This is a genomic window from Empedobacter sedimenti, from assembly GCF_030005555.1.
Taxonomy (GTDB): Bacteria; Bacteroidota; Bacteroidia; order Flavobacteriales; family Weeksellaceae; genus Empedobacter; species Empedobacter sedimenti.
Window position 1 is genome coordinate 33,698 of the sequence record NZ_JASCQG010000006.1, and the last position, 22,326, is coordinate 56,023.

At 31.8% G+C, this 22,326-nt stretch carries 18 protein-coding genes; 6 read left to right on the top strand and 12 right to left on the bottom strand.

Going from position 1 to position 22,326, the window contains the following annotated elements:
* Positions 1-195: 195 nt before the first annotated feature.
* Together rnr and QHG34_RS07330 are read left to right on the top strand one after the other, a co-directional pair.
* On the top strand, positions 196-2,355 hold the full coding sequence (gene rnr / locus QHG34_RS07325; RefSeq protein ID WP_282629557.1) for a ribonuclease R: 2,160 nt from the start codon (positions 196-198) through the stop codon (positions 2,353-2,355).
* 41 nt (positions 2,356-2,396) lie between these two features.
* Positions 2,397-3,080: a LysE family translocator gene (locus QHG34_RS07330; RefSeq protein ID WP_282629558.1), complete on the top strand. Its 684-nt coding sequence runs from the start codon at positions 2,397-2,399 to the stop codon at positions 3,078-3,080.
* A 277-nt stretch (positions 3,081-3,357) separates the two neighbouring features.
* On the opposite strand, the gene QHG34_RS07335 is transcribed toward QHG34_RS07330, so the two are convergent.
* The 4 genes from QHG34_RS07335 to QHG34_RS07350 are packed head-to-tail and all read right to left on the bottom strand — an operon-like array spanning position 3,358 to position 7,762.
* Positions 3,358-4,413, bottom strand: a complete 1,056-nt coding sequence (locus QHG34_RS07335) for an alkaline phosphatase family protein (protein WP_282629559.1) — start codon at positions 4,411-4,413, stop codon at positions 3,358-3,360.
* A gap of 54 nt (positions 4,414-4,467) precedes the next feature.
* A complete protein-coding gene (locus QHG34_RS07340; RefSeq protein WP_282629560.1) occupies positions 4,468-5,472 on the bottom strand; it encodes a glycosyltransferase family 9 protein in 1,005 nt (334 codons plus the stop codon).
* Positions 5,456-7,303 carry a monovalent cation:proton antiporter-2 (CPA2) family protein gene (locus QHG34_RS07345; protein ID WP_282629561.1) on the bottom strand — a complete coding sequence of 616 codons (1,848 nt, stop codon included), beginning with the start codon at positions 7,301-7,303 and terminating at the stop codon, positions 5,456-5,458. The genes QHG34_RS07340 and QHG34_RS07345 overlap by 17 nt, the downstream gene beginning before the upstream one ends.
* 30 nt (positions 7,304-7,333) lie before the next feature.
* Positions 7,334-7,762, bottom strand: a complete 429-nt coding sequence (locus QHG34_RS07350; protein WP_282629562.1) for a SufE family protein — start codon at positions 7,760-7,762, stop codon at positions 7,334-7,336.
* 111 nt (positions 7,763-7,873) lie between these two features.
* Between QHG34_RS07350 and QHG34_RS07355 the strand changes: the two genes are divergently transcribed.
* From QHG34_RS07355 to QHG34_RS07370, 4 genes are all read left to right on the top strand, one after another.
* Positions 7,874-8,746: a diacylglycerol/lipid kinase family protein gene (locus QHG34_RS07355; RefSeq protein ID WP_282629563.1), complete on the top strand. Its 873-nt coding sequence runs from the start codon at positions 7,874-7,876 to the stop codon at positions 8,744-8,746.
* A gap of 137 nt (positions 8,747-8,883) precedes the next feature.
* Positions 8,884-9,837: a 2-hydroxyacid dehydrogenase gene (locus QHG34_RS07360; RefSeq protein ID WP_282629564.1), complete on the top strand. Its 954-nt coding sequence runs from the start codon at positions 8,884-8,886 to the stop codon at positions 9,835-9,837.
* A gap of 331 nt (positions 9,838-10,168) precedes the next feature.
* Positions 10,169-10,882, top strand: coding sequence for a pirin family protein (locus tag QHG34_RS07365; protein WP_282629565.1), 714 nt, complete (start codon positions 10,169-10,171; stop codon positions 10,880-10,882).
* Positions 10,883-11,046: 164 nt separating this feature from the next.
* Positions 11,047-12,141 (top strand): hypothetical protein, encoded by a 1,095-nt coding sequence (locus tag QHG34_RS07370; RefSeq protein WP_282629566.1) that lies wholly within the window; start codon positions 11,047-11,049, stop codon positions 12,139-12,141.
* Positions 12,142-12,214: 73 nt separating this feature from the next.
* Here the strand turns inward: QHG34_RS07370 and QHG34_RS07375 are convergent, their stop codons facing one another.
* The 8 genes from QHG34_RS07375 to QHG34_RS07410 form a co-directional block, all read right to left on the bottom strand.
* A complete protein-coding gene (locus QHG34_RS07375; protein ID WP_282629567.1) occupies positions 12,215-12,913 on the bottom strand; it encodes an OmpA family protein in 699 nt (232 codons plus the stop codon).
* 19 nt (positions 12,914-12,932) lie between these two features.
* Positions 12,933-13,448, bottom strand: a complete 516-nt coding sequence (locus QHG34_RS07380; RefSeq protein WP_282629568.1) for a lipocalin family protein — start codon at positions 13,446-13,448, stop codon at positions 12,933-12,935.
* A 129-nt stretch (positions 13,449-13,577) separates the two neighbouring features.
* Entirely contained in the window at positions 13,578-14,471 is an 894-nt protein-coding gene (locus tag QHG34_RS07385) for a class I SAM-dependent methyltransferase (protein ID WP_282629569.1), read from the bottom strand.
* Position 14,472: 1 nt separating this feature from the next.
* On the bottom strand, positions 14,473-16,344 hold the full coding sequence (gene mnmG / locus QHG34_RS07390) for a tRNA uridine-5-carboxymethylaminomethyl(34) synthesis enzyme MnmG (RefSeq protein ID WP_282629570.1): 1,872 nt from the start codon (positions 16,342-16,344) through the stop codon (positions 14,473-14,475).
* Positions 16,345-16,398: 54 nt separating this feature from the next.
* Positions 16,399-16,824 carry an rRNA maturation RNase YbeY gene (gene ybeY, locus QHG34_RS07395; protein ID WP_282629571.1) on the bottom strand — a complete coding sequence of 142 codons (426 nt, stop codon included), beginning with the start codon at positions 16,822-16,824 and terminating at the stop codon, positions 16,399-16,401.
* Positions 16,825-16,828: 4 nt separating this feature from the next.
* Positions 16,829-19,033: a patatin-like phospholipase family protein gene (locus tag QHG34_RS07400; RefSeq protein ID WP_282629572.1), complete on the bottom strand. Its 2,205-nt coding sequence runs from the start codon at positions 19,031-19,033 to the stop codon at positions 16,829-16,831.
* Between the two features lie 123 nt (positions 19,034-19,156).
* Entirely contained in the window at positions 19,157-21,622 is a 2,466-nt protein-coding gene (locus QHG34_RS07405) for a bifunctional UDP-N-acetylmuramoyl-tripeptide:D-alanyl-D-alanine ligase/alanine racemase (RefSeq protein WP_282629573.1), read from the bottom strand.
* Entirely contained in the window at positions 21,609-22,205 is a 597-nt protein-coding gene (locus tag QHG34_RS07410) for a thymidine kinase (protein ID WP_282629574.1), read from the bottom strand. The genes QHG34_RS07405 and QHG34_RS07410 overlap by 14 nt, the downstream gene beginning before the upstream one ends.
* Positions 22,206-22,326: the final 121 nt, after the last annotated feature.

Sequence of the window (22,326 nt, forward strand, 5' to 3'; positions counted from 1 at the left end):
GTAACATAGAATTGGCTGTTAATTGTTATTTTAGAAAAAGGATATGTTATCTTTGCAGTGGTTATGTTGTTTATTAACATCTTATCAATAGTTATTAAAAATTATTTGATTTTCAATAACTTAAGATGTTTATTTATTAACTATTTTTATAAATCGATCTCAGTTTATTCCTGAGATTTTGATACAAATCAAATTATGCCAAGAAAAAATTTTAAAAATACAAAGGCGAAAAAGGACAAAAACATAACAAAGTTTACGAAGTCTATCATCGAAGTTTTATTTCAAAACCCAAATAAACCTTTAAACTATAAGCAGATCGCATCAGCATTACAATTAACAAATCGTATTGATGTAGAATTATTGGTGAAGAATCTAAATGTCTTGTTAGCAGACAAAAAGATTTCTGAAGTAGAACGTGGTAAGTATAAAATAAATGCAACCAACGATTATATGGTTGGTATTGCAGATTTAACTTCTTCTGGAAGTGCTTACATTATTATTGATGGTCTTGAACAAGATGTCTTTGTACAAAAAGGAAAAACCAGAAATGCATTAATGGGCGATACGGTTCGTGTGTATGTTTATCCAAAAAAACACGCCAATCAAACGAAAGCAGAAGGAGAAATTGTCGAAATTATAGAACGTAATAAAACTGAATTTACAGGTATTTTCGAGTTAGGAAAGAACGGAAATTTTGGTTTTGTTTCGATGCAAAATGGTAACCATGATTTCTTTATCCCAAAAGAGAAGATTAACAATGCTCAACCAGGCGAGAAAGTTGTTGTTCGTTTAACAAATTGGCCAGAAGGATCTAATTCACCATTCGGAGAAATTACGCAAGTTTTGGGTAGTCCAGATGATACGGATGTAGAAATTCATGCTATTTTGTTAGAATATGATTTACCAGAGAAATTTCCTGAAGATGTAGAAGCTGAAGCAAATCATTTAGATACTTCTATTGATGAGAGAGAAGTTGCAAAACGTCGTGATATGCGTAAAGTACCAACTTTTACCATAGATCCGAAAGATGCAAAAGATTTTGATGATGCCTTATCTATTCAGAGATTAGAGAATGGTAATTGGGAAATTGGTGTTCATATTGCGGATGTCACACATTATGTACGTCCAGGAATGTTGATAGAACAGGAGGCTTATAAACGTGCAACATCTGTTTATTTAGTAGACCGTGTTGTACCAATGCTACCAGAAGTACTATCTAATGTAGCGTGTTCGTTACGTCCAAATGAAGATAAGTATACTTTTTCGGGTGTTTTTGAATTAGATGACAACGGAAAAGTAAAAAAATCATGGTTTGGTAGAACAGCAATCCATTCGGATAGACGCTTTACATACGAAGAAGCACAAGAAATTATCGAAGGAAAAGATGGTGATTATAAAGAAGAAATCTTGACTTTAGATCGTTTAGCAAAAAATATGCGTGCTCATCGCATGAAGGTTGGTGCAGTTAATTTTGATAAAGTTGAGGTTAAATTTAATCTTGATGAAGTTCATAATCCTACTGGAATTTATTTCAAAATTGGAAAAGATTCGAATAAATTAATTGAAGAATTTATGTTGTTGTGCAACAAAAAAGTTTCAGAATTTATTAGTTTAGATAAACATGGAAAAGAGAACGATAATACGTATATCTACCGTGTTCACGATGATCCGAATCCAGATAAATTATTAGATCTTAAGAACTTTATTCGTCAATTTGGTTATGAATTAGAGATTGGAGATCGTAAAACAACCATTCAATCAATGAACAAATTGTTAGCAGAAGTAAAAGGAAAACCAGAAGAAAACATGGTAGAAACTTTAGCAATGCGTACAATGGCAAAAGCAAAATATACAACAGAAAATATAGGACATTACGGATTAGCGTTTGATCATTATACACATTTTACTTCTCCAATTCGTCGATATCCAGACATGATTGCGCATCGTTTGTTACAAGATTATTTGGACGGAAAAAAATCTCCTGCAGCATCAATTTACGAGGATAAAGCAAAACATTGTTCTTCTCGCGAAAAAATTGCTGCAGAGGCAGAACGCGAATCAATCAAATATATGCAAGTAAAATACATGGAACAGTTTGTTGGACAGACGTTTGATGCATTTATTACAGGTGTACAAGATTATGGTATTTTTGTTGAAATTCCAGAAACGCGTTGCGAAGGTTTGATTCGTTCTCGTGCCATGAAAAGTGATCATTTTGTTTTTGATGAGAAGAATCACGCGTTAGTTGGTAAAAGAACTGGCGTGAAGTATCAATTAGGTAGTCCGGTTAGAATCAAAGTTTTAAATGCTGATTTAATCAAGAAGCAATTAGATTTTGAATTGGTTGATGCTTAATTTTCATATTTTAGACTTATCTTGCAGACCTTAATTGAGTTATGGAAATAATTTTTTCGGCCATACTAATAGGTTTCTTATTAAGTACTATTTTAATTGGACCTGTATTTTTTCTACTGATTGAAACCAGTCTACGTAGAAGTTGGAAAACTGCAGTAGTACTAGATCTAGGAGTAATAGTTGCTGATATTTTATGTATTGCAGCGGCATACTTTGGGAGTAAAGATTTTACAGATTATGTAACCAATCATCCCAGATTTTATCGCATATACATTATCGCAGGATTCTTTGTTTTGATTTATGGAATTTTTATGTATTTCTCTAAACCAAAACTACATATTGAAGGTGAAGCTACTATGATAAGCAACAATTATTTGCGCACATTTATCAATGGTTTTATCATGAATTTATTGAACATAGGTGTGATTGTTTTTTGGTTTGTAATTGTTTCTTCGATCATGATTCAATATCCTCGTCCAAGCGATTTTATGCTGTATATGGGAATTGTATTACTCACTTACTTTGTAATCGATTTAGGGAAGATTTTTCTTGCGGGAAAGCTACAAAAACGCTTTACAGATCAGAAAGTATATATGGTACGAAAAGGAGTCGGAATTTGCCTTTTAATCTTCGGATTAATCATTATTCTGAAAGGTTTTGGTTTCTTTAAAGAAATTGATCAGAAGATAGAAAATCAACTGATAAATCAAGAACAAATACATTAAAATATATTAACCCCTCTAAAACTTCTTAGAGGGGTTCTTTTTTATATGTAAAAATTAGTTACTTTTTAGTTTTAATATCTATTTGCTAATAGTTTTCCTAATTCAGAACCTTCATTGAAAAAGTAGATAAATAAAAACAAGATAGAAAAGGTGAAAATGATTAAATAAATATTAATATTTTTCATTTTTTTAATTCTTAATTCTTTTAAATTTTTCATAGTAATAAATTTTAAAGTGATTTAAATATTTAATTGTATTTTATCATAAACTTATTATTTTACTTCAATATCGACTTCCCAGAATCCTTATAATTCCATGTTTTTAGTTTCAATAAATCAGCAATAGTAGAAGCAATTTGATTAACAGAAGTTTGTTTTTGCTTAATTTTATTAGGTTTAATGCCATTTCCAATCATCAAGATAAAACCTTCGTCTGAGCCTGTAACTTTATCATTGTGATCCGTCCATTCGTTTCCATTTCCACGTCCATGATCTGTTGTGATAATTATTGTTGTTTGATCTTTATAAAACGGATCACTTTGCACATAGTTCCATAACTCTTCAATCATTCTGTCGTTTCTATTAATCGCATTTATGTATTGATCATAGTCTTCATCATGTCCAAAATCGTCAGCTTCTCCATAACCGATAAAAAGTAATCTAGGTTTTTGATTTTTCATTGCCTCTAAAGCAAATTCGTGCGTGAAAATATCGAATCTTGTTCCACTCCATTCGCGTGGAGTTTCTTGTTGAAAACGTTCAATAAGTAGTTCTTTTTCAGTTTTATTAGGATTGAAACTTTGTTGATAACCTGCATTAATCAGAATTTTAGAACGTTCTTGATTAAAAATATTTGGATACATCATCCAACTTCCCACAACCATTACTTTTCCATTTAATTCTTTTTGTTGATTTGCTATTTCAAAAACAGATACATTTGGATTTTTAACAGGTTTATTGTTTACAATGTTAATATCATCTGCTTTTCCTGTGATAATCTCGTTGTATCCAGGATAAGACCAAAGATGTTTATTACTTAGATTAACAAAATTTTCGGCGTCACGATTTCCTAAAATAATGCCTTTGTCTTTGATCGTTTTCCACGTAAAAGGCATTAAAATTTCGCGTCGTTTAATAGAATCTTCGTTCCAAAAATCTACTGTTGTTTGCTTTATAGTAGATGTATATTTTTTGTCATTAAGGATTGATTTTTCAATTCCTCGAAAAACTTCTTTCCAACGTACACCATCTAATGTAACTAAAATTACCTTTGGTTCTTGCGCAAATAGTGTAGTTGAAAGTAAAAGAATTAGTGAAAAAAGTTTCGATTTCATGTTTTGTAGTTTTGTATAAAAATAAAAAAAAGCATCTAATAGATGCTTCATATTTTATTGATTTTCTAGTTTTTTAATAACTTGATGATAAACATCCTCTGCGCTGAGATTTTGAAAATAATCATAATTTTTAAACTTTTTAGGATCTTTTCCAAAGATGGATGTTGGTCGAATTGTCATTGTTTCATCTTGTATTACATCATTCATCGATTGTCCATAACCTAAGAATCCTGCATAAGGATGTGTTCCTCCCCAAATAGAGATGGTTTTTGTTCCCATTAACGAGGCTAAATGCATATTAGCGCTATCCATAGAAATCATCGCTTGTAGTTTTGCTATTTGATTCATTTCTTCTTCAAAAGTAGTTTTACCAGCTAATGAGTGTATGTTGGCGTTTAACTTTTCCCAAGATTGTAGTTCGCTCGCTTCATTTTTTCCTCCGAATAAGTAAACTTTATAACCATTTTCGGCTAATTTATTTGCAACGATTTTCATCTTTTCTAACGGAAACATTTTACTTGAATATGCTGCAAAGGGAGCTATTCCTATCGATTTGTCTTCTTTATTAACTTTGGATACTAATTGATGACTTAGATTGATTTTAAAACCTAATTCGCGAAAAACATCTGCATAACGTTCTGTTGTTAACTTTAGTTGTTTAAAAACTCGATTTTTTTCTCTTATTAGAGCTTTTTTCTCTTTGTGCCCTTTATCAAGTGCAGCAGTTTTAGTCTTATTAAATTGAAAGAATTTAGTAATAATTTTAGAACGAATTACACTATGTAAATCAGCAACGTAATCAAAATTATGTTTTTTTAATTCTCTATATAATTGATACAAACCGAAAATTCCTTTGTACTTCTTATCAATATCAACAGGAATAAAGTTGATTTGAGGAAACTGTTTGAAAATAGCTTGCATAAACGGTCTCGACACTACATAAACCTCTATATCAGGGTTTTGTTCAATAAATTCCTGTAATACAGGCGCAATCATTGTGACATCTCCTAATGCAGAAAAACGTATAACTAATAACTTTTTTTTATTCGTTGTCGACATTATTTCTACTATTGATTTCTTTTGCAACCATTTTCATTTGCTTTTCAAATTCATCTTTTGATGCTTCAAAATATTCATCAGAGTTTTCGGCGTGTTTTGCAATTCTTCGCAACGATTTTCGATCGCTTTTGATAAAAATTTCTCCAATTTTAGAGGCTTCTTCGTAAGAAAAACCATATTTAATTAAAATCTGACGTCCAACATAAACCGACGAAAAGAAATTTTCTCTGTAAACTTCATTCAAACCATCTTTTATATAATTGTAGGCATAACTTCTGTTTTTAGCACGAACAATAATCTCTAAATTAGGAAAGTTTTTTCTGACGATATACACTAATTTTTGATTAATATCTGGAGGATCAAGTGCTGCAACAAAATATTTTGCATTTTCTGCACCTGCTGATTTTAACAGATTTACGTTTGTTGCATCACCATAGAAAACATTAAAACCTTGTTTGCGCATTTTTTCTACTCGTTCGCTGTCGTTATCAAGAACAATAGCTTTGATTCCAGAGCTTTTTAAGACACGACATATTGTATTTCCGAAATCTCCGAAACCAGCGATAATAATTTGCCCATCTGCAGAGTTTGGATTTATTTTATCGTTTTCAATAATTGGTTCAGCTTTGGTTTTGACTCCAAAGTATTTTAGTATTAATTTTTCATTCAAAACAAGTAATAATGGAGTGATAACCATTGTGATAGCAGTTGTTGCTAACATCATATCGTACCATTCTTTGTTTAAGATTTCAAGGTTTCTTGTTAAAGACAAAATAACAAAGGCAAATTCTCCTACTTGTGATAAAAGTAGAACGAATAGTATTTTTTGATCGAAATTAAATTTAAATCTTATCCCAATAAACCATAATACTAAAGATTTAACTGCCATAATACCAAATGTTAATCCAAGAATCATCATTGGTTTATCAGCAATCAATTTGAAGTTAATTGTAGATCCTACTGCAATAAAAAATATACCTAAAAGTAATGATTTGAAAGGTTCTATATCACTTTCTAATTGATGTTTGTATTCGTTATTTGCCAAAACAACTCCAGCAATAAAAGCACCTAATGCGGGAGAAATTCCAACTTTTTGCATCAATACAGAAACACCAATCACTAATAGTAGGGCAGAAGCAGTATAGATTTCTCTTACCTGTAATTGTCCTACATATTTAAAATAGGGTGTAATGATATACTTTCCAATAAAATAGATTGATGCTAATGCTCCGATGATTACCAAAGTTTTCATAAAAGCTGGTCCACCAACTAATAAACTTTTAGAATCGTCTCCAATAGATTGAATTAGCGAATCACCAACTAACAGCGGAATAATTGCTAATATTGGAATCACCATGATATCTTGGAATAATAATACAGAGAAGGTAGATTTACCAATGCTAGTTTTCGTCAAACCTTTTTCGTTTAAGGTTTGCATAATAATGGCAGTAGACGACATCGTTACAGCAAAAGCAATAGATGCTGCTCGAGATAATTTCATATCCAAGGCAAACATTCCGATCAATGTTGCAATAACGATTGTTCCTAAAACTTGTATTCCTCCAAGGTTGATGATTTTATTTTTCATCTTCCAGAATTCTTTTGGATCAAGTTCTAATCCAACTAAAAATAACATCATTACAACACCAAACTCTGTGGCGTGCATAATGTCTGTACCATCTTTACCAACAAACTCTAATACATAAGGACCTATCAAAACTCCAGCAATTAAATAGCCCAAAACTGAGCCCATTCCTAACTTTTTGGAGATAGGAACACAAATTACTGCAGAGAATAGGAATATAAATGCTTGTCCTAAAAAGTCGTTCATTTTGTTATGGTTGATGAATTATGTTGCTTTTTAAGCATTATTTTGTTTTGATTGAAAAGCAATTGCATAAAATTTGAATTGTTTTACCATTGCTAATAATCCATTTGCGCGAGTTGGAGATAAAAATTCTGATAAACCAATTTCATTGATAAAATCTGTATCAGATTCTAAAATATCTTTAGGTGTTTGGTGATTGTACATTCGTACTAATAATGCTGCAATTCCTTTTGGTAAAATAGCGTTAGAATCAGCTTTAAATTCAATTGTGTTATCTTTTAATTCTGCATCTAACCAAACAGAAGATTGACAACCCTTGATAATTTTATCATCTGTTTTTTCTTCTTCTGCTAAAGTATTTAAGCTTTTTCCTAACTCGATTAAATATTCATATCGTTGTTCCCAATCATCAAAAAATGAGAATTCTTCTACTATTTCGTTTTGAATTTCTTTAATTTTCATAGCACAAAGTTAGAAAGATTTTGATAGTTTTTCCTCAAAAAAAGACGTTAAACTATTTGATTCTTTTAGATTTCTTAATTTTGTTGTTTGATAATTTTCAAATTATAGATTATGAAATATATTTTCATCGTTAATCCTAATTCAGGAAGTGCAAAACATGAAATCACTCTTGATTTTTTACAAGCTAATTTTGATTCTTCTGATGAGATTGTTGTGAAAGAAACGCAGTTTCAGTTTCACGCAAAACAGTTGGTTGCGGAAGCTATTGCAGAAAATGCAGACGTTATTGTAGCTTGTGGTGGCGATGGTACTATAAATGAGGTTGCAAACGCTTTGGTAAATACTAAAATTCCTCTCGGAATTATACCTGCCGGATCAGGTAATGGTTTGGCTTCAAATCTTGCAATTCCAAAAGATATTAACAAAGCAATCGAAATTATCAAGAAGAATACGATTCATACAATTGATGTTGGTAGAGTAGAGGATAAGTATTTTTTTAGTAATCTTGGTTTTGGTATTGATGCAGAAGTTATCAAAACATATGAGGAAAATCAAAAGCGAACCATTACAGGATATTTTGATGCTTCGATTAAAACGTTACTCAATTATAAATCTAAATTGTTCCGTCTTTATATAGATGATGTTATTATCGAGAAGAGTTTTTATTATTTATTCTGCTCTAATTCTAACATTGCAGGATACGGCATTTCTTTTACTCCAAAAGCTGATTTAGCTGATGGAGAGCTTGATTTATTGATGATTGAGGACTTGGATGTTTTTGAACAGTTCTATTTCTCGGTTTTAGTTTTAGCCAAAAAGATTGATTTATTGGAAAAGGCTAATTACAAGAAGGTTAAGAAATTCAAGATTGAAAGTTTAGATGGAGAACCAATTACTTATCAAATTGATGGTGAGATTTTTAAATCTAGTTCACTTCAAGTAAAAGTTAAAGTCATTCCAAGTGCACTGAATATCATTTATTAATTAACAAATTATTTTATTGTATATTAATTAGTTAACTTGTTGTTAACTACGTTTTCAACCATTTGTTAATAGTGATTTTATTTCACTATTTCTTCTTTTAGCATCTTGTTTCGTCGTAAATTTGATAAAAATTTATCATGAACTTACCTTATAAAATCTTGGCAATAGATTCTAATCACGAATGTTTAAACAATGGTCTTCGTGATGCTGGATTTATTGTTGATGAAGATTATGTTTCGTCTAAAGAAAGTATTGAAGAGAAAATTGCCAATTACGATGGATTAATTGTAAGAAGCCGTTTTCCAATAGATAAAGATTTTTTAAGTAAAGCAATTAATTTAAAGTTTATCGGTAGAGTAGGGGCAGGACTTGAGAATATAGACGAAGATTATGCTGCTAAGCGAAAAATTATTTTGTTTAATTCACCAGAAGGTAATCGCGATTCTGTCGGTGAACATGCTGTAGGTATGTTGTTAATGTTGATGCATCATTTACGCAGAGCCGATATCGAAGTGCGTAATGGAATTTGGAAGCGAGAAGAAAATCGTGGTGATGAGTTAAAAGGTAAAACAGTTGGTATTATTGGTTATGGAAATATGGGTAACGCTTTTGCGAAACGTTTGCAAGGTTTTGATGTTAATGTAATTTGTTATGATATTTTGCCAAATAAAGGAAATCAATTTGCTGAACAAGTTTCTCTGAAAGATTTTTTTGAGCGTGCTGAAGTAGTTAGTTTACATACACCTCAAACTCTTGAGACTACAAGAATGATTAATGCTGAGTTCATTTCTAAATTCAAAAAGCCATTTTATTTTGTGAATACAGCAAGAGGAAAATCTGTGGTGACAAAAGATTTGGTTGATGCTATGAAAGATGGACGCGTTCTTGGTGTAGCTTTAGATGTTTTAGAGTTTGAAAAATCAAGTTTTGAAAAATTGGTTGCTTCAGAATTACCAGTAGAATTTCAGTATTTGATTAATGCTGATAATGCTGTTTTAGCGCCGCACATTGCAGGTTGGACACATCAAAGTAAAGTAAAATTAGCCGAATTTATTCGTGATAAGATTATAGATTGGTCAAAGAATAATTAGATATTAAAAAGGTTCCGAAAATTTCGGAACCTTTTTTTATTTTGTTAGCCTTTTATATACTTTATACAAAAGAACTGCAATTAATATCACAATAACGATAGGTACGATAATCCATAGAATTAAATCGAAAGTAGAACCGTTAATGTTAGATATCATATATGTGACTCATGTGTTAATAGAATGCTAAAATAGAAATTATCTTTAACATTTCATTAATATTTGTAAAATTATTTTTATCTAATTGATAATTTTTTGTAATTTATATTATTAATTAACACAGATCAACATCATATTATTTTCATACACTTAACTTTGAATAAAAATTTAAACTATGCAATATCAAATATTTAAATCAGAATCAAGAGGAGGAGGAAACCATGGTTGGTTAAACTCAAAACATTCATATAGTTTTGCTAATTATTACGACCCTGAGCGTATTCATTTTGGTGCTTTACGTGTCGTAAATGATGATATTATTACAGGAGGTATGGGATTTGGAAAACATCCTCATGATAATATGGAGATTATTACAATTCCGACAAAAGGAGGAATTTCTCACGAAGATTCAATGGGAACAGGTTCTGTTATTGAGTCTGGGGATGTACAAGTTATGAGTGCTGGTACTGGAGTTTTTCATAGTGAAATGAATGCTTACGAGAATCAAGAAGGACATTTCTTCCAGATTTGGATTATCCCAAATAAAATGAATGTAGAACCTCGTTATCAACAAATTTCTGTTCGTGAAGTTGCTAAAGAGAATGAATTATATCAAGTTCTTTCTCCAAATGCAGATGATCAAGGAGTTTGGATTTATCAAGACGCTTGGATTTTCTTAGGTAATTATACAGAAGATAAACAAGAAACATATAAAGTACAGAAAGAAGGTAATGGTGTTTTCTTTATGGTTGTAGACGGTGAAGTAGAGTTTGATGGTCAAACAATTTCTCGTCGTGATGTAATCGAAATTACAAATACAAATGAACTTTCGTTTAACGTAAAAGCTGGTTCTCAGCTAATGTTAATCGAAGTTCCTATGGAAATTTAAAATAGAATTTTTTTCAGTTTTTAGTTGTTTTATATATAGAAAGTAGGTTGATTTTTTCAACCTACTTTTTTATTTTTATTCAAAATATTTTCTTTATCAATACAAGTATTTAGTATATTTACTGCTTATAAAACTTTAATTTAAACCGCTTTAATTCATAGATTATGAAACGTTTATTCATCATTGCTTCGTTAGCTTTAATGATTATCAGTTGTAAAAATGATAATATTGAAATTGATTCTTCAACTCCGCAAACTTTTAGCGAAACGGTAGATAAAATTTCAAAAGCATTACCTGTTATGCAACAAGATAAGTTTAAAGAAGCATTGCAGATTGTTTTTGAATATAAAACAAGTCCTACTATGGATGAGGAAGGACGTTGGTCTGCGGTTCGTACTTTGTTAGATGGAAAAACTGTAGATGAGGTTTTTGATATTGCAGAGAAAACCGCTTTGGAGAATAAATTAACGTGGAATCGTAATCAAGTGCCTTTGGCAAATGGTATTCCTAAAGTTGGTTCAATAAAACCTGAAGAAGTTTCTACTGAGGCTACTTCTGCTGTTCAACGTTTTGATTTTAGTTTGAAACAAGATGATCAAGGTGTTTCAATTTCTCCTTTTTTCTATAATGCAGAAGGACAAGAAATTCAATTGCAAGAAGCAGTTACTGCAACAATTGAGGTTTTTAATTCTGGTAATATTGTATATAGTTTTAGATCTACGATAGATCCTAATTCTATGGATGATTTGTATCGTAAAAGTGCCATTAAGTTTAATTATTCTTCGCTAGATGCATCTAAGATTAAGAATGATCGTTTAGATATTTTGGTTCGCGTACCTAATTCTGAGCGTTATTTAACGAATCGTAAAGCAATAAAAGTACCGACGGAATTGATTGGTGGAGCAACAATTGTAGATTCTACTTCTGTTGTTACAACTGCTCCTGCGCATGTAAGCAAAGAAGCTGGAATGGTAAAATCTCTTTCAAATCGTTTTATGAATAATATTGCTAAAAAGAATTATTCTGGAGCTTTTGCTTTAACAAGAAGTGGAGAATGGTCTACGTATCAAAAATTCTCTGGAGATGATGCTATAAAGGCTTTAGAACAAGCTTCTATTAACGAAGCAAAAGTATTAGATGCTGATGAAAAAGTTGCGCTTGTTGAAGTTAGCACAAGTTTGAAAGATCAAACATCAAAGAGCTATCAAGTAACTTTAGAAAAGATAAATAATAAATGGTTTGTAGTTAATTTTAAATAATTTCAAAATCATTCCAAATAAAAAAAGCGTTCAGTAAATGAACGCTTTTCTTTTTTTATAATGTAAATGATTCTTACTGACCAGCTTCTTTTGCAGCGTCAGCTTTCATTTTTTCATTTGCAGTAATTGCAATCTCTACACGACGGTTTTGAGCGCGTCCTTCTGCAGTTGTATTATCAGCAATTGGTTCTTCTAAACCTTTTCCTTTAGATGTTAAACGAGAAGAAGAAATTCCTTTTCCTACTAAATAATCTTTAACAGATTGAGCACGTTTCTGAGATAAAGGTAAGTTGTAACCTTGTGAACCTACATTGTCAGTATGTCCTACAATTAATAAATCTGTATCAGGATATTCGTTGAAAACTTCTACTAACTTATCTAAATTTGTTTTAGCAACAGAAGTTAATGAAGCTTTGTTATAATCAAATGTAACTCTTGAATTTTCATCTAAAATTAAGTTAATTCCTTCTTCAGTACGTACAACTTCTGCACCTGGTAAAACTTCCTCAATTTTCTGAGCTTGCTTATCCATTTTGTTACCAATAACACCACCGGCAGCTCCACCTACTGCAGCACCAATAACAGCACCTAAAGCAGTGTTTCCACCTTTACCAATGTTATTACCTAAGATACCACCAATAACACCTCCAGCAACAGCACCAATACCAGCACCTTTTTGTGTGTTATTTGCATTCTGTACCGCCGTACAAGAAGACATAATAAATGATCCACCTAATACGATTGCAGCTATTTTTGTATTTAATTTTTTCATAATTTTTAAGTTTAATTGATTAACGTTGGAATGTATAAATTACTTGAGCAATTTTACCATTCGCATTTACATCTTGAACTAATCGCATTGAATTCGCATCAACTTGATCAACTCTCATTTTGTATCCAGCAGTATTTTGCTTTGCTTTGATTCCAGTAACATCCTTAAATGTAAAGTATGTTGTTGAACCATCTTGAACTAAGTTCCAAATAATGTTTGCCGTTCCAGCAGGACAGTCACCACCACCATTATTGAAAGTGTATGTTCCTTTTTTATTGTTTTGTACTAAATTCCATGTAGAACCTTCAAAACATTCTGGATTTGCAGTATCAAAAACTTTTGCAACAGTTTCGTTCACTTTTACATTTCCTTGAACTTCGTTATTTGATAACCCCGAATAGTCAACAGTAGTTAATGTCCAAGCACCACGTACTTCTTTTCCTGTTTCTATTGTTTGTTTAGCAGTTGTTGTAGATGCACAAGAACTTAATAATGCTGTTGCGCAAATTCCAAATAATAAAATACCTTTTTTCATAGCTTTTACCTTATTTATTATACTTTTCGTCTAAAAAATGGCTTCTATAAATTAGTTTTAAATCAATATTTTTAAAAATCAATACAAAGATTCATTTCTGATCAAAAAAGTCTTTTAAAACGCTTTATTTTAGTTTTCGACTTTGATTGTATAGATTAAAGATGAATATTGACCAGTTTTCTTTGCTAATGAGTTTGATTTTAATCCAACTCGAATTGCATTCAAAAATCCCAATTTATTTCCCTTATATTTTTCAGATAGTAGACTCACATAAAACGAATCTAACTTCATGGGATGTATAGATTCAATTTTCATACCAAAGTTGCTAAATAACTTGTGCATGCTGGTCTCTGTGAAATGCCATAAATGACGAGGTACATCATATGCTGCCCAATGTTCACCATAATAATTAGCATCATACGATTGATGATTTGGAACAGCTATTACTAAGGTACCACTTTTTGTTAAATGATTCTTAAGTTGAGTAATTATTTCATTCAAATTTGGAATATGTTCTAAAACATGCCACAGCGTAATTACATCAAATTTTTCATTTGTTTGTTCTAATTCTGTAGAAGTAACTTTTTCTATACCAATTTTACTTTGTGCAATTCTTCGTGCTGAATCATTTGGCTCCATTCCCAAAACATCGTAACCATTTTTTTGTAGATGTTCTAAAAAATCACCAACACCACAACCATAGTCTAATACTTTTTTACCTTTTGCAATCTTATTAATCAAGTTTAATTTATCATTTAAATTAATTGATTTTGCAATTTGATAAAAACGTTCAAAGACAGATTTTTTTCCATCGGTGTGCGAAATGTAATTTTTACTTTCGTAATATTTACCTAAATTTTCGATAGGTTGGGGGAGAGTGTATAAAACTCCTGTTTTCGAATCTTCAAAGATCTCGAAGTTTTCACCTGTCAAAAAATAATCTTTTAAACTTAATTTCTTAACACCAGAAAATCCTTCAAAAGAAGGATTTTCTTGAGATGTTTCACGTGGAACATTTTCCATATTATCTTCCCATGTAAATTAATAATACACTAATATCTGCCGGCGAAACTCCACTTATACGTGATGCTTGCGCTACAGTAGCAGGTCTTATTTTGGTTAATTTTTGTCTTGCTTCAATTGACATCGATCCAAATGTATTATAATCAATATTTGTCGGAATTTTTAAATTCTCTAATCGGTGTAATTTATCAGCATTCTGTTGTTCTTTTTTGATATAACCTTTGTATTTAATCTGGATTTCTGTTTGTTCCAGCTCTTCCTGATCATAGTTATTTTCTTCTACAAATTCTTTTACACGATTCAATCTTGTAAAGTCTGTAAGTTTTAATTCTGGACGAGTAATAACCGAAATCATTTTGTTTGGTTGTTTCAAAAGTGTACCTTCTCGTTCTTCAATAACGTCATTGATCTCTTGTGGTTTTACTGAATTTTCTTCAAAATAGTTCACAAGCTTTTCAGCCTTGTCAAACTTTTCTTCCATTCTTTTTAAACGATCTTCAGATGCTAAACCAAGTTCAAAACTCTTTCTTGTTAAACGTTCGTCTGCATTATCTTGTCTCAATAAGATACGATATTCTGCACGAGACGTAAACATTCGATAAGGTTCTTCTGTACCTTTTGTAATTAAATCATCGATTAAAACACCAATATAAGCTTCGTTGCGATTTAAGATAAACGGTTCTTTTCCTTGAATTTTTAAAACTGCATTTATACCAGCCATTAAACCTTGGGAAGCAGCTTCTTCATAACCTGTTGTTCCATTAATTTGACCAGCACAATACAAGTTGTCAACTATTTTAGTTTCTAATGTATGTTTAAGTTGTGTAGGTGGGAAGAAATCATATTCTATAGCATAACCAGGACGTAATATTTTTGCATTTTCAAAACCTGGAACAGAACGTAAAGCTCTTGCTTGAATATCATCTGGCAAAGAAGTTGAGAAACCATTGATGTAGAATTCCATCGTGTGCCAACCTTCAGGTTCAGCAAAAATTTGATGACGATCTTTATCTGCAAAACGATTAATCTTATCTTCGATAGATGGACAATATCTTGGTCCAGTTGATTTAATTGTTCCGTTAAACATTGGAGAACGATCAAAACCTTCACGTAATAAATCGTGAACTTCTTGATTTGTATAAGTAATCCAGCAAGAACGTTGTTTGGTTAATTTTGGTGTATTTGTATATGAGAATTTCGAAGGATTTTCATCACCTGGTTGTTCAACCATTTTCGTATAATCAATAGAACGACCATCAACTCGCGGAGGAGTTCCAGTTTTCATTCGTCCAGCTTCGAAGCCTAAATCTACTAATTGTTCCGTAATTCCGAATGCAGCTGATTCTCCCATACGACCACCACCAAATTGTTTTTCTCCAATATGAATCAAACCATTTAAGAATGTACCATTTGTAAGTACAACAGCTTTTGAACGGATTTTCATTCCCATAGCAGTAATTACACCACAAACTTTACCATTCTCAATGATTAGGTTTTTCACCATATCTTGGAAGAAGTCAACATTTTCTGTTCTTTCTAAAGATAGTCTCCACTCTTCTGCAAAACGCATACGATCGGACTGCGCACGCGGTGACCACATGGCAGGACCTTTTGAAAGATTCAACATCTTGAATTGAATCGCAGTTTTGTCGGTAATTATACCAGAGTATCCACCTAAAGCGTCAATCTCGCGAACAATTTGTCCTTTTGCAATTCCACCCATAGCAGGATTACAAGACATTTGCCCGATTGTTTGTAAGTTCATTGTAACTAGAAGTGTTTTTGCTCCTAAATTGGCTGCTGCGGCTGTTGCTTCTGCACCAGCATGTCCGCCACCAACTACAATTACATCATATTCTGATTGAAATATCATTTGATTTGTAAACTTATTTTTCTTGTTAAAATAATAAATGTTCCACGTGGAACATTATGCATTTAGATAATGACTAAATGTTGCTAAATACTGATCTTCTTTAGAAGTCATTAATTCTTTCTCGTCTGGCTCTTTATCTAAATAGCCTGCGAAATGTAACGTTCCATGAATGATAACACGTGCTAATTCATTTTCAAAAGTTACCTTGTTTTGCTCTGCATTATCTTTAATTCGTTCTATACTTATAAAGATATCTCCCATCAATTCATCTTTTACAGAATTATCAAAACCGATAACATCTGTATAATAATCGTGATCTAAATATTGACGATTAATTTGAAGTAAGTATTCATCATCACAGAAAATATAGTTTAATTCTTCTATCGTTTTTCCTTCGTTCTTCATACTTTCTACGATCCAATCTATCCATGTTTGAGCATCTTTTAGCTCAAAATCTGTTTCGTAAAATAATTCTATCATTGCTCTAAAACCAGTAACCTAAACTTAAATTAAATAATCCTTTTTTTGTGTAAGGCGAATAACTCCAAATGAAATTTAAAGGACCTAATGGACTATCATAACCATAGGTAACGCCATATCCAAGATATTTGTAATCTGTTAAACTTAGTTGCTCAAATCGATCTGTAATATTTGCAATATTCATAAAAAGACTTGTGTAATGATTTTTCAAAATTCGAGCTTGTAAATGTGATCCAAAAATTAATTGATTATCGCCAATAGCAGAACCAAATGGAAGACCATAAAACTTAGAATAATTAAAAAAATCTTGTTCAACATAACCTCCTAAAAAATACTTTTGAGGCATTGTTACATTATCATTAAAAAAGGTTCCAAAGTTAGCAGTAAATCTGTAACTTAGGAAATTATTTAACGGAAAATTTGCTTCTAAACTAGATTCTAACAAATAGTTATTTTCGAATCCATTTACATTAGAATCAAATATATACTTGAAAGTTCCATCAAATTTTAAACCACTTCGTGCAAAATTGGCATTATTACGATTATCAGCCTTTATATATCCATAAGCTTTCCAATAATAACCTTCCGTTTTTGCAGGAAAATCATCATTTGCTTGAATATAATTATTGGTGAAAACTTTGGTGTATTGATGTTCTAATCCAACTCCGATAGCATATTTTTCTTTCAAAGTAGACTGAATGTACAATTGATTGATGTACTCTCGGAAATTGTAGTTTACTTTTTTATAAATATTATCTTGTTGAAAGAAGTTTCTTAAGTCAATTTCTTTATCAAAATAGTGTGAAAACGAGTTGAACCCTATACTTGGATAGTAACCATTATCAATGAAAAAATTGACATTATATCGAGCATAATCACCTACAACAACATCTGCTGATAAAATAGAGTTTTTAAGAAATAAATTCTTTGAAGTGAAATTCAAAAGAAGCCCAGTTTTGAATAAGTCGTCGTAATGCAAGCCAAAACGAATGGATTGTTTGGTCTTATTTTCTTGAACATTTAAGGTTAAAATATTCTCATTTTCGTCAAGTTCAGAAATTTTATAGGTGATATTATTGAAGTTTCCAGAAGCGTATAACTTCGAAATTCCATTCTTTAAATCGTCATATCTGATTAGTTCAGGAGTTCGAATCCCTAATTTTCCTTCAATATAATTTTCGTTATAATTTTTTAAACCATCAACTTTTATATCTTTCACCAAAACATAATCATCCAACTTTATTTCATTTCTCGTCTTGTTAATTGCGTTTTGTTTTTTTGCAATTTCTTTTAATTGATCCGAAACTTTATCACCTGCAATTAATCCTTTTTTGTAGATAGAATCAACATCCTCAAAACTTGTTACAGCATATTCTTTTAATTGAGGTTTAATCAACAAATCAACCATTTTCATTTGTTCATTTGTCTTTTTAACGATACTCATTGTCATAATTTGACTCAAAATATCAATTGCAGAATTTAGTTCGTCACGCTTTTGTAATCCATCACCTAACTCGACTCCGATGATAATGTCAGCACCCATTTCTTTCACCTCTTTTACAGGAAAATTGTTTACAACACCACCATCTACATACATTCTGCCATCAATTGTTACAGGATCTAACATTGTAGGATAAGCACCCGAAGCCAAAACAACACGCGGCAAAAAGCCTGAACGAAAAACTTTTTCTTCCCCCGTTTCGATATCAGTTCCGATACAAACAAATGGTGTAGGAAGTTTGTTAAAATCATCAATGTCATGAACTGGACGGAACAAATATGTTAATAAATCTAGCGGACCTTGCCCTTTAGATATAGCGTTTGGAATCGTTAATCTGAATTTATCAAAAGGTAATTCTAAAATGTATTTTTCTTTGTATGATTTCTCAAAAAAGGGAATTTCAGCACGATCTTTATTTTGCGTTATAAGTGAAGAAATATCCAATTGATGCATTATCTTCTCCAATTCATCAGGCGTGTAACCCGCAGCGTATAAACCACCAATAATAGCGCCCATACTTGTTCCGCCAATGTAATCAATCTTAATTCCTGCTTCTTCAATTTTTTTTAAAGCACCAACGTGTGCATAACCCTTTGCTCCACCACCGCTCAACACAACACCGACTTTTAATCGTGTCGAATCATTCTTAACTTCTTGAGCGAAAGAAAGACTTGAAATGAATAGTAAAAGAGCGAAAAATTTGCGCATAAGTTTATCTTAATTGTGGAATAAAGATAAGGATTTATTTTGCGTATGAATGAATGATAATTAATTTGATGGAAGTTTAAACTAAAATAAAAAGAGCTACTTTTCAGTAACTCTATCTGTATATTATTCTTTGTAATAAACGCGTTTTATACGTTGGGAAACCGAAGTCAAGACTTCATAAGGAATTGTTCCCAACCACTCGGTAACATCAGCTAAAGTTGGCGAGTTTCCAAAAATAGTTACTTCGTCACCTTCTTTGCACGGAATATCGGTTACATCAACCATCATCATATCCATACAAATAGTTCCGGTAATTGTAGCCAAATGTCCATTAATTCCCACTTTTCCTTTTCCGTAACCAAGCGAACGGCGAATTCCGTCTGCATAACCAACAGGTAAAGTTGCAATTTTGGTATGACGCTCCGCTGTAAAACGGCGACCGTAACTTACAGTTTCGCCTTTCTCAATCTCTGAAATCTGAGAAATTACCGTTTTGAAACGCACAACAGGTTTCAAATATTTCTCCATAAAATCAGTATATTCAGAGTAGCCATACATCCCGATTCCTAAACGAACCATGTCATATTGATGCTCACCATACGCCACAATTCCAGGAGAATTTAATGCATGTTTGATAGGTTTTATGTTTAACGCAGTTGTAATTGCCGCATAACTGTTATCAAAACGATTCAATTGATATCTCGCATAATCTTCTTCTTCTGGCATATCGGCAGTTGCTAAATGCGTGAAAATTGAGCGAATATAGACATGCGAATTATCTTTTAGAATGGCAATTAATTCTTCGAAATCATCTTCGTGAAAGCCAAGACGATTCATACCTGTTTCCATTTTTAAGTGAATTGGATAAGGCGAAGAAATCTGTTTTTCTTGTAGTTTCTGAATAAATAATTTCAAGACACGCAAACTATAGATCTCTGGCTCTAATTGATAATCGATAACCGTAGAATAACTACTTTGCTCTGGATTCATGACGATGATTGGAACAGTAATTCCAGCCTCGCGCAATTCTTTTCCTTCGTCTGCAATTGCTACGCCCAAGAAATCTACACCGTTATTTTGTAAGGTATTTGCCACTTCAAAACTTCCTGTTCCATAACTGTTCGCTTTCACCATGCACATCAATTTTGTGGTAGGTTTTAGCAATGAGCGATACACATTTATATTCTCGATTAGGTGTTGCAAATTAATTTCGAGAACAGAATCGTTGGAACGAGTTTCTAATTCATTCGAAATTTTTTCTAATTTGAACGGACGAGCGCCTTTTAATAAAATAGCTTCGTTGTCGACATGCTGATGTTTGAATTGTTCTAAAAATTCTTCAGTCGAATTGAATGAACGAACATAAGATTCGAATAAATGCTTGAACTGAGAAATTTTTTCTCCAATCAAAACAATTTCATCAAAATGATAAGGGTTGACTAAATCGGCTGCTTGTTGATATAAATCTTCGTCAGACAAGTTACTTTGTAAAATGTCCGTCAACACCAACGATTTTTTATCGCGAGGTTGTTGATTTAACACATTTAGACCAATTTTTAATGAATTTAGATCAGAATTGAAGGTATCATTAATTAAAATTGAATGATTAATCGCTTCTTTAATTTCCAAACGCATTTCGATTGGTAGAAGCTGATTGAATTCGTTTTTAAGCTGCTTGTAATCAATATTTAAACTGATTAAAGTCGTTAAGCAAATTAAACTATTTTTAATCGAAGCATCATCGATAAAAGGAATCGAATAGGTAAATTCTTCTTGATTATGTAAAATAGAAATTTGTGTATTGGTCTGATTACTTAGTATTTGCTTGATTTGTACAGTGGCAGAATTGGAGTAACCATATGTATATTTATCTATTTTTGCTAAATGTTGAGTTTCAAGAATAGCTTGAAGAACTTTTTCATTGTCGATATTGAAAACTAATTTTTCTACGTTCGAAAATAATTTTAGTTTTTCCTGAATCAATTCATCTTGATTTTTGAAATTTTCTAAATGCGCTTCTCCAATTTTTGTTAACACACCAATTGTGGGCTGAATAATTTCTTCGAGATTTTGCATTTCATTTGGTAAAGAAATTCCAGCTTCGAAAATACCCAAATCGTTTTTCTCCTCCATTTGCAAAACAGAAAGCGCTGCTCCGAATTGAGAATTGTAACTTTTTGGACTACGAACAATCGAGAATTTTTTCCATAACAATTGATTCAACCATTCTTTGACAATCGTTTTTCCATTGGAACCGGTAATTCCGATCACTGGAAAATGAAATTGTTTACGATGAATTTTTGCCCAATTTTGCAATGCAAGAAGTGGATTTTCGACTTCGATAAAATTTGCATTCGGAAAATTAGTCAACGCTTTTTCGACCACGAAGTTTCGAATTCCTCTTTGATAAGCATCTTGTAAATACAAATGTCCATCTTTTTGGTTTCCGTGAAAAGCAAAGAAAATTCCGTGCGTTGGATTGACGATCATCCGAGAATCAAAGAATATTTGGTCAATGATTTCGTTTTCATTTCCAATCAAAGTACCATTGATGATACTTGCTATTTGATGTAGATTATAACTTTTCAACTTTTTGTTTGTTGTGTTCTTCCCAAAAAGCCGCACGGCTTAAAGGTTCATATTCTAGTACTTCGCCAAGTTCTACAAGGCGATCACTGTCTATTTTACGGTGCGAATAATTGGCTAAATTTCCTGTACGAACGCAGATTGCATGAACTTTTGTAATGTATTCTGCTGTTGCTAATAGGTTAGGCATTGGTCCAAAAGGACGACCTTTAAAGTCCATATCTAATCCTGCAACAATAACACGTTTTCCTTGATTAGCTAATTCGTTGGCAACTTCTACGATTCCGTCATCAAAAAATTGAGCTTCATCAATTCCCACAACATCACAATCGTCTGCTAATAGTAAAATGGCAGAAGAATACTCGACAGGAGTAGAATTGATAGAATTTTGATTGTGCGAAACAACTTCGCGATCTGCATAACGTGTATCAACAGTAGGTTTGAAGATTTCGACACGTTGCTTGGCAAATTCAGCACGTTTTAGGCGGCGTATAAGTTCTTCAGTTTTACCAGAAAACATTGAGCCACAGATGACTTCTATCCATCCACTTTTTTGATGATGATTAAAGGTATTTTCGAGGAACATAATTCAAATAATTTGGTTTAAAATGTAAAAACAAATTTACGGAATAAATTAGATGAGAAATGTAAAAATATATGAAGATGTTTTTATAAGAAAAGGAAGAAAGTTGCGTTTTGGAAATAGT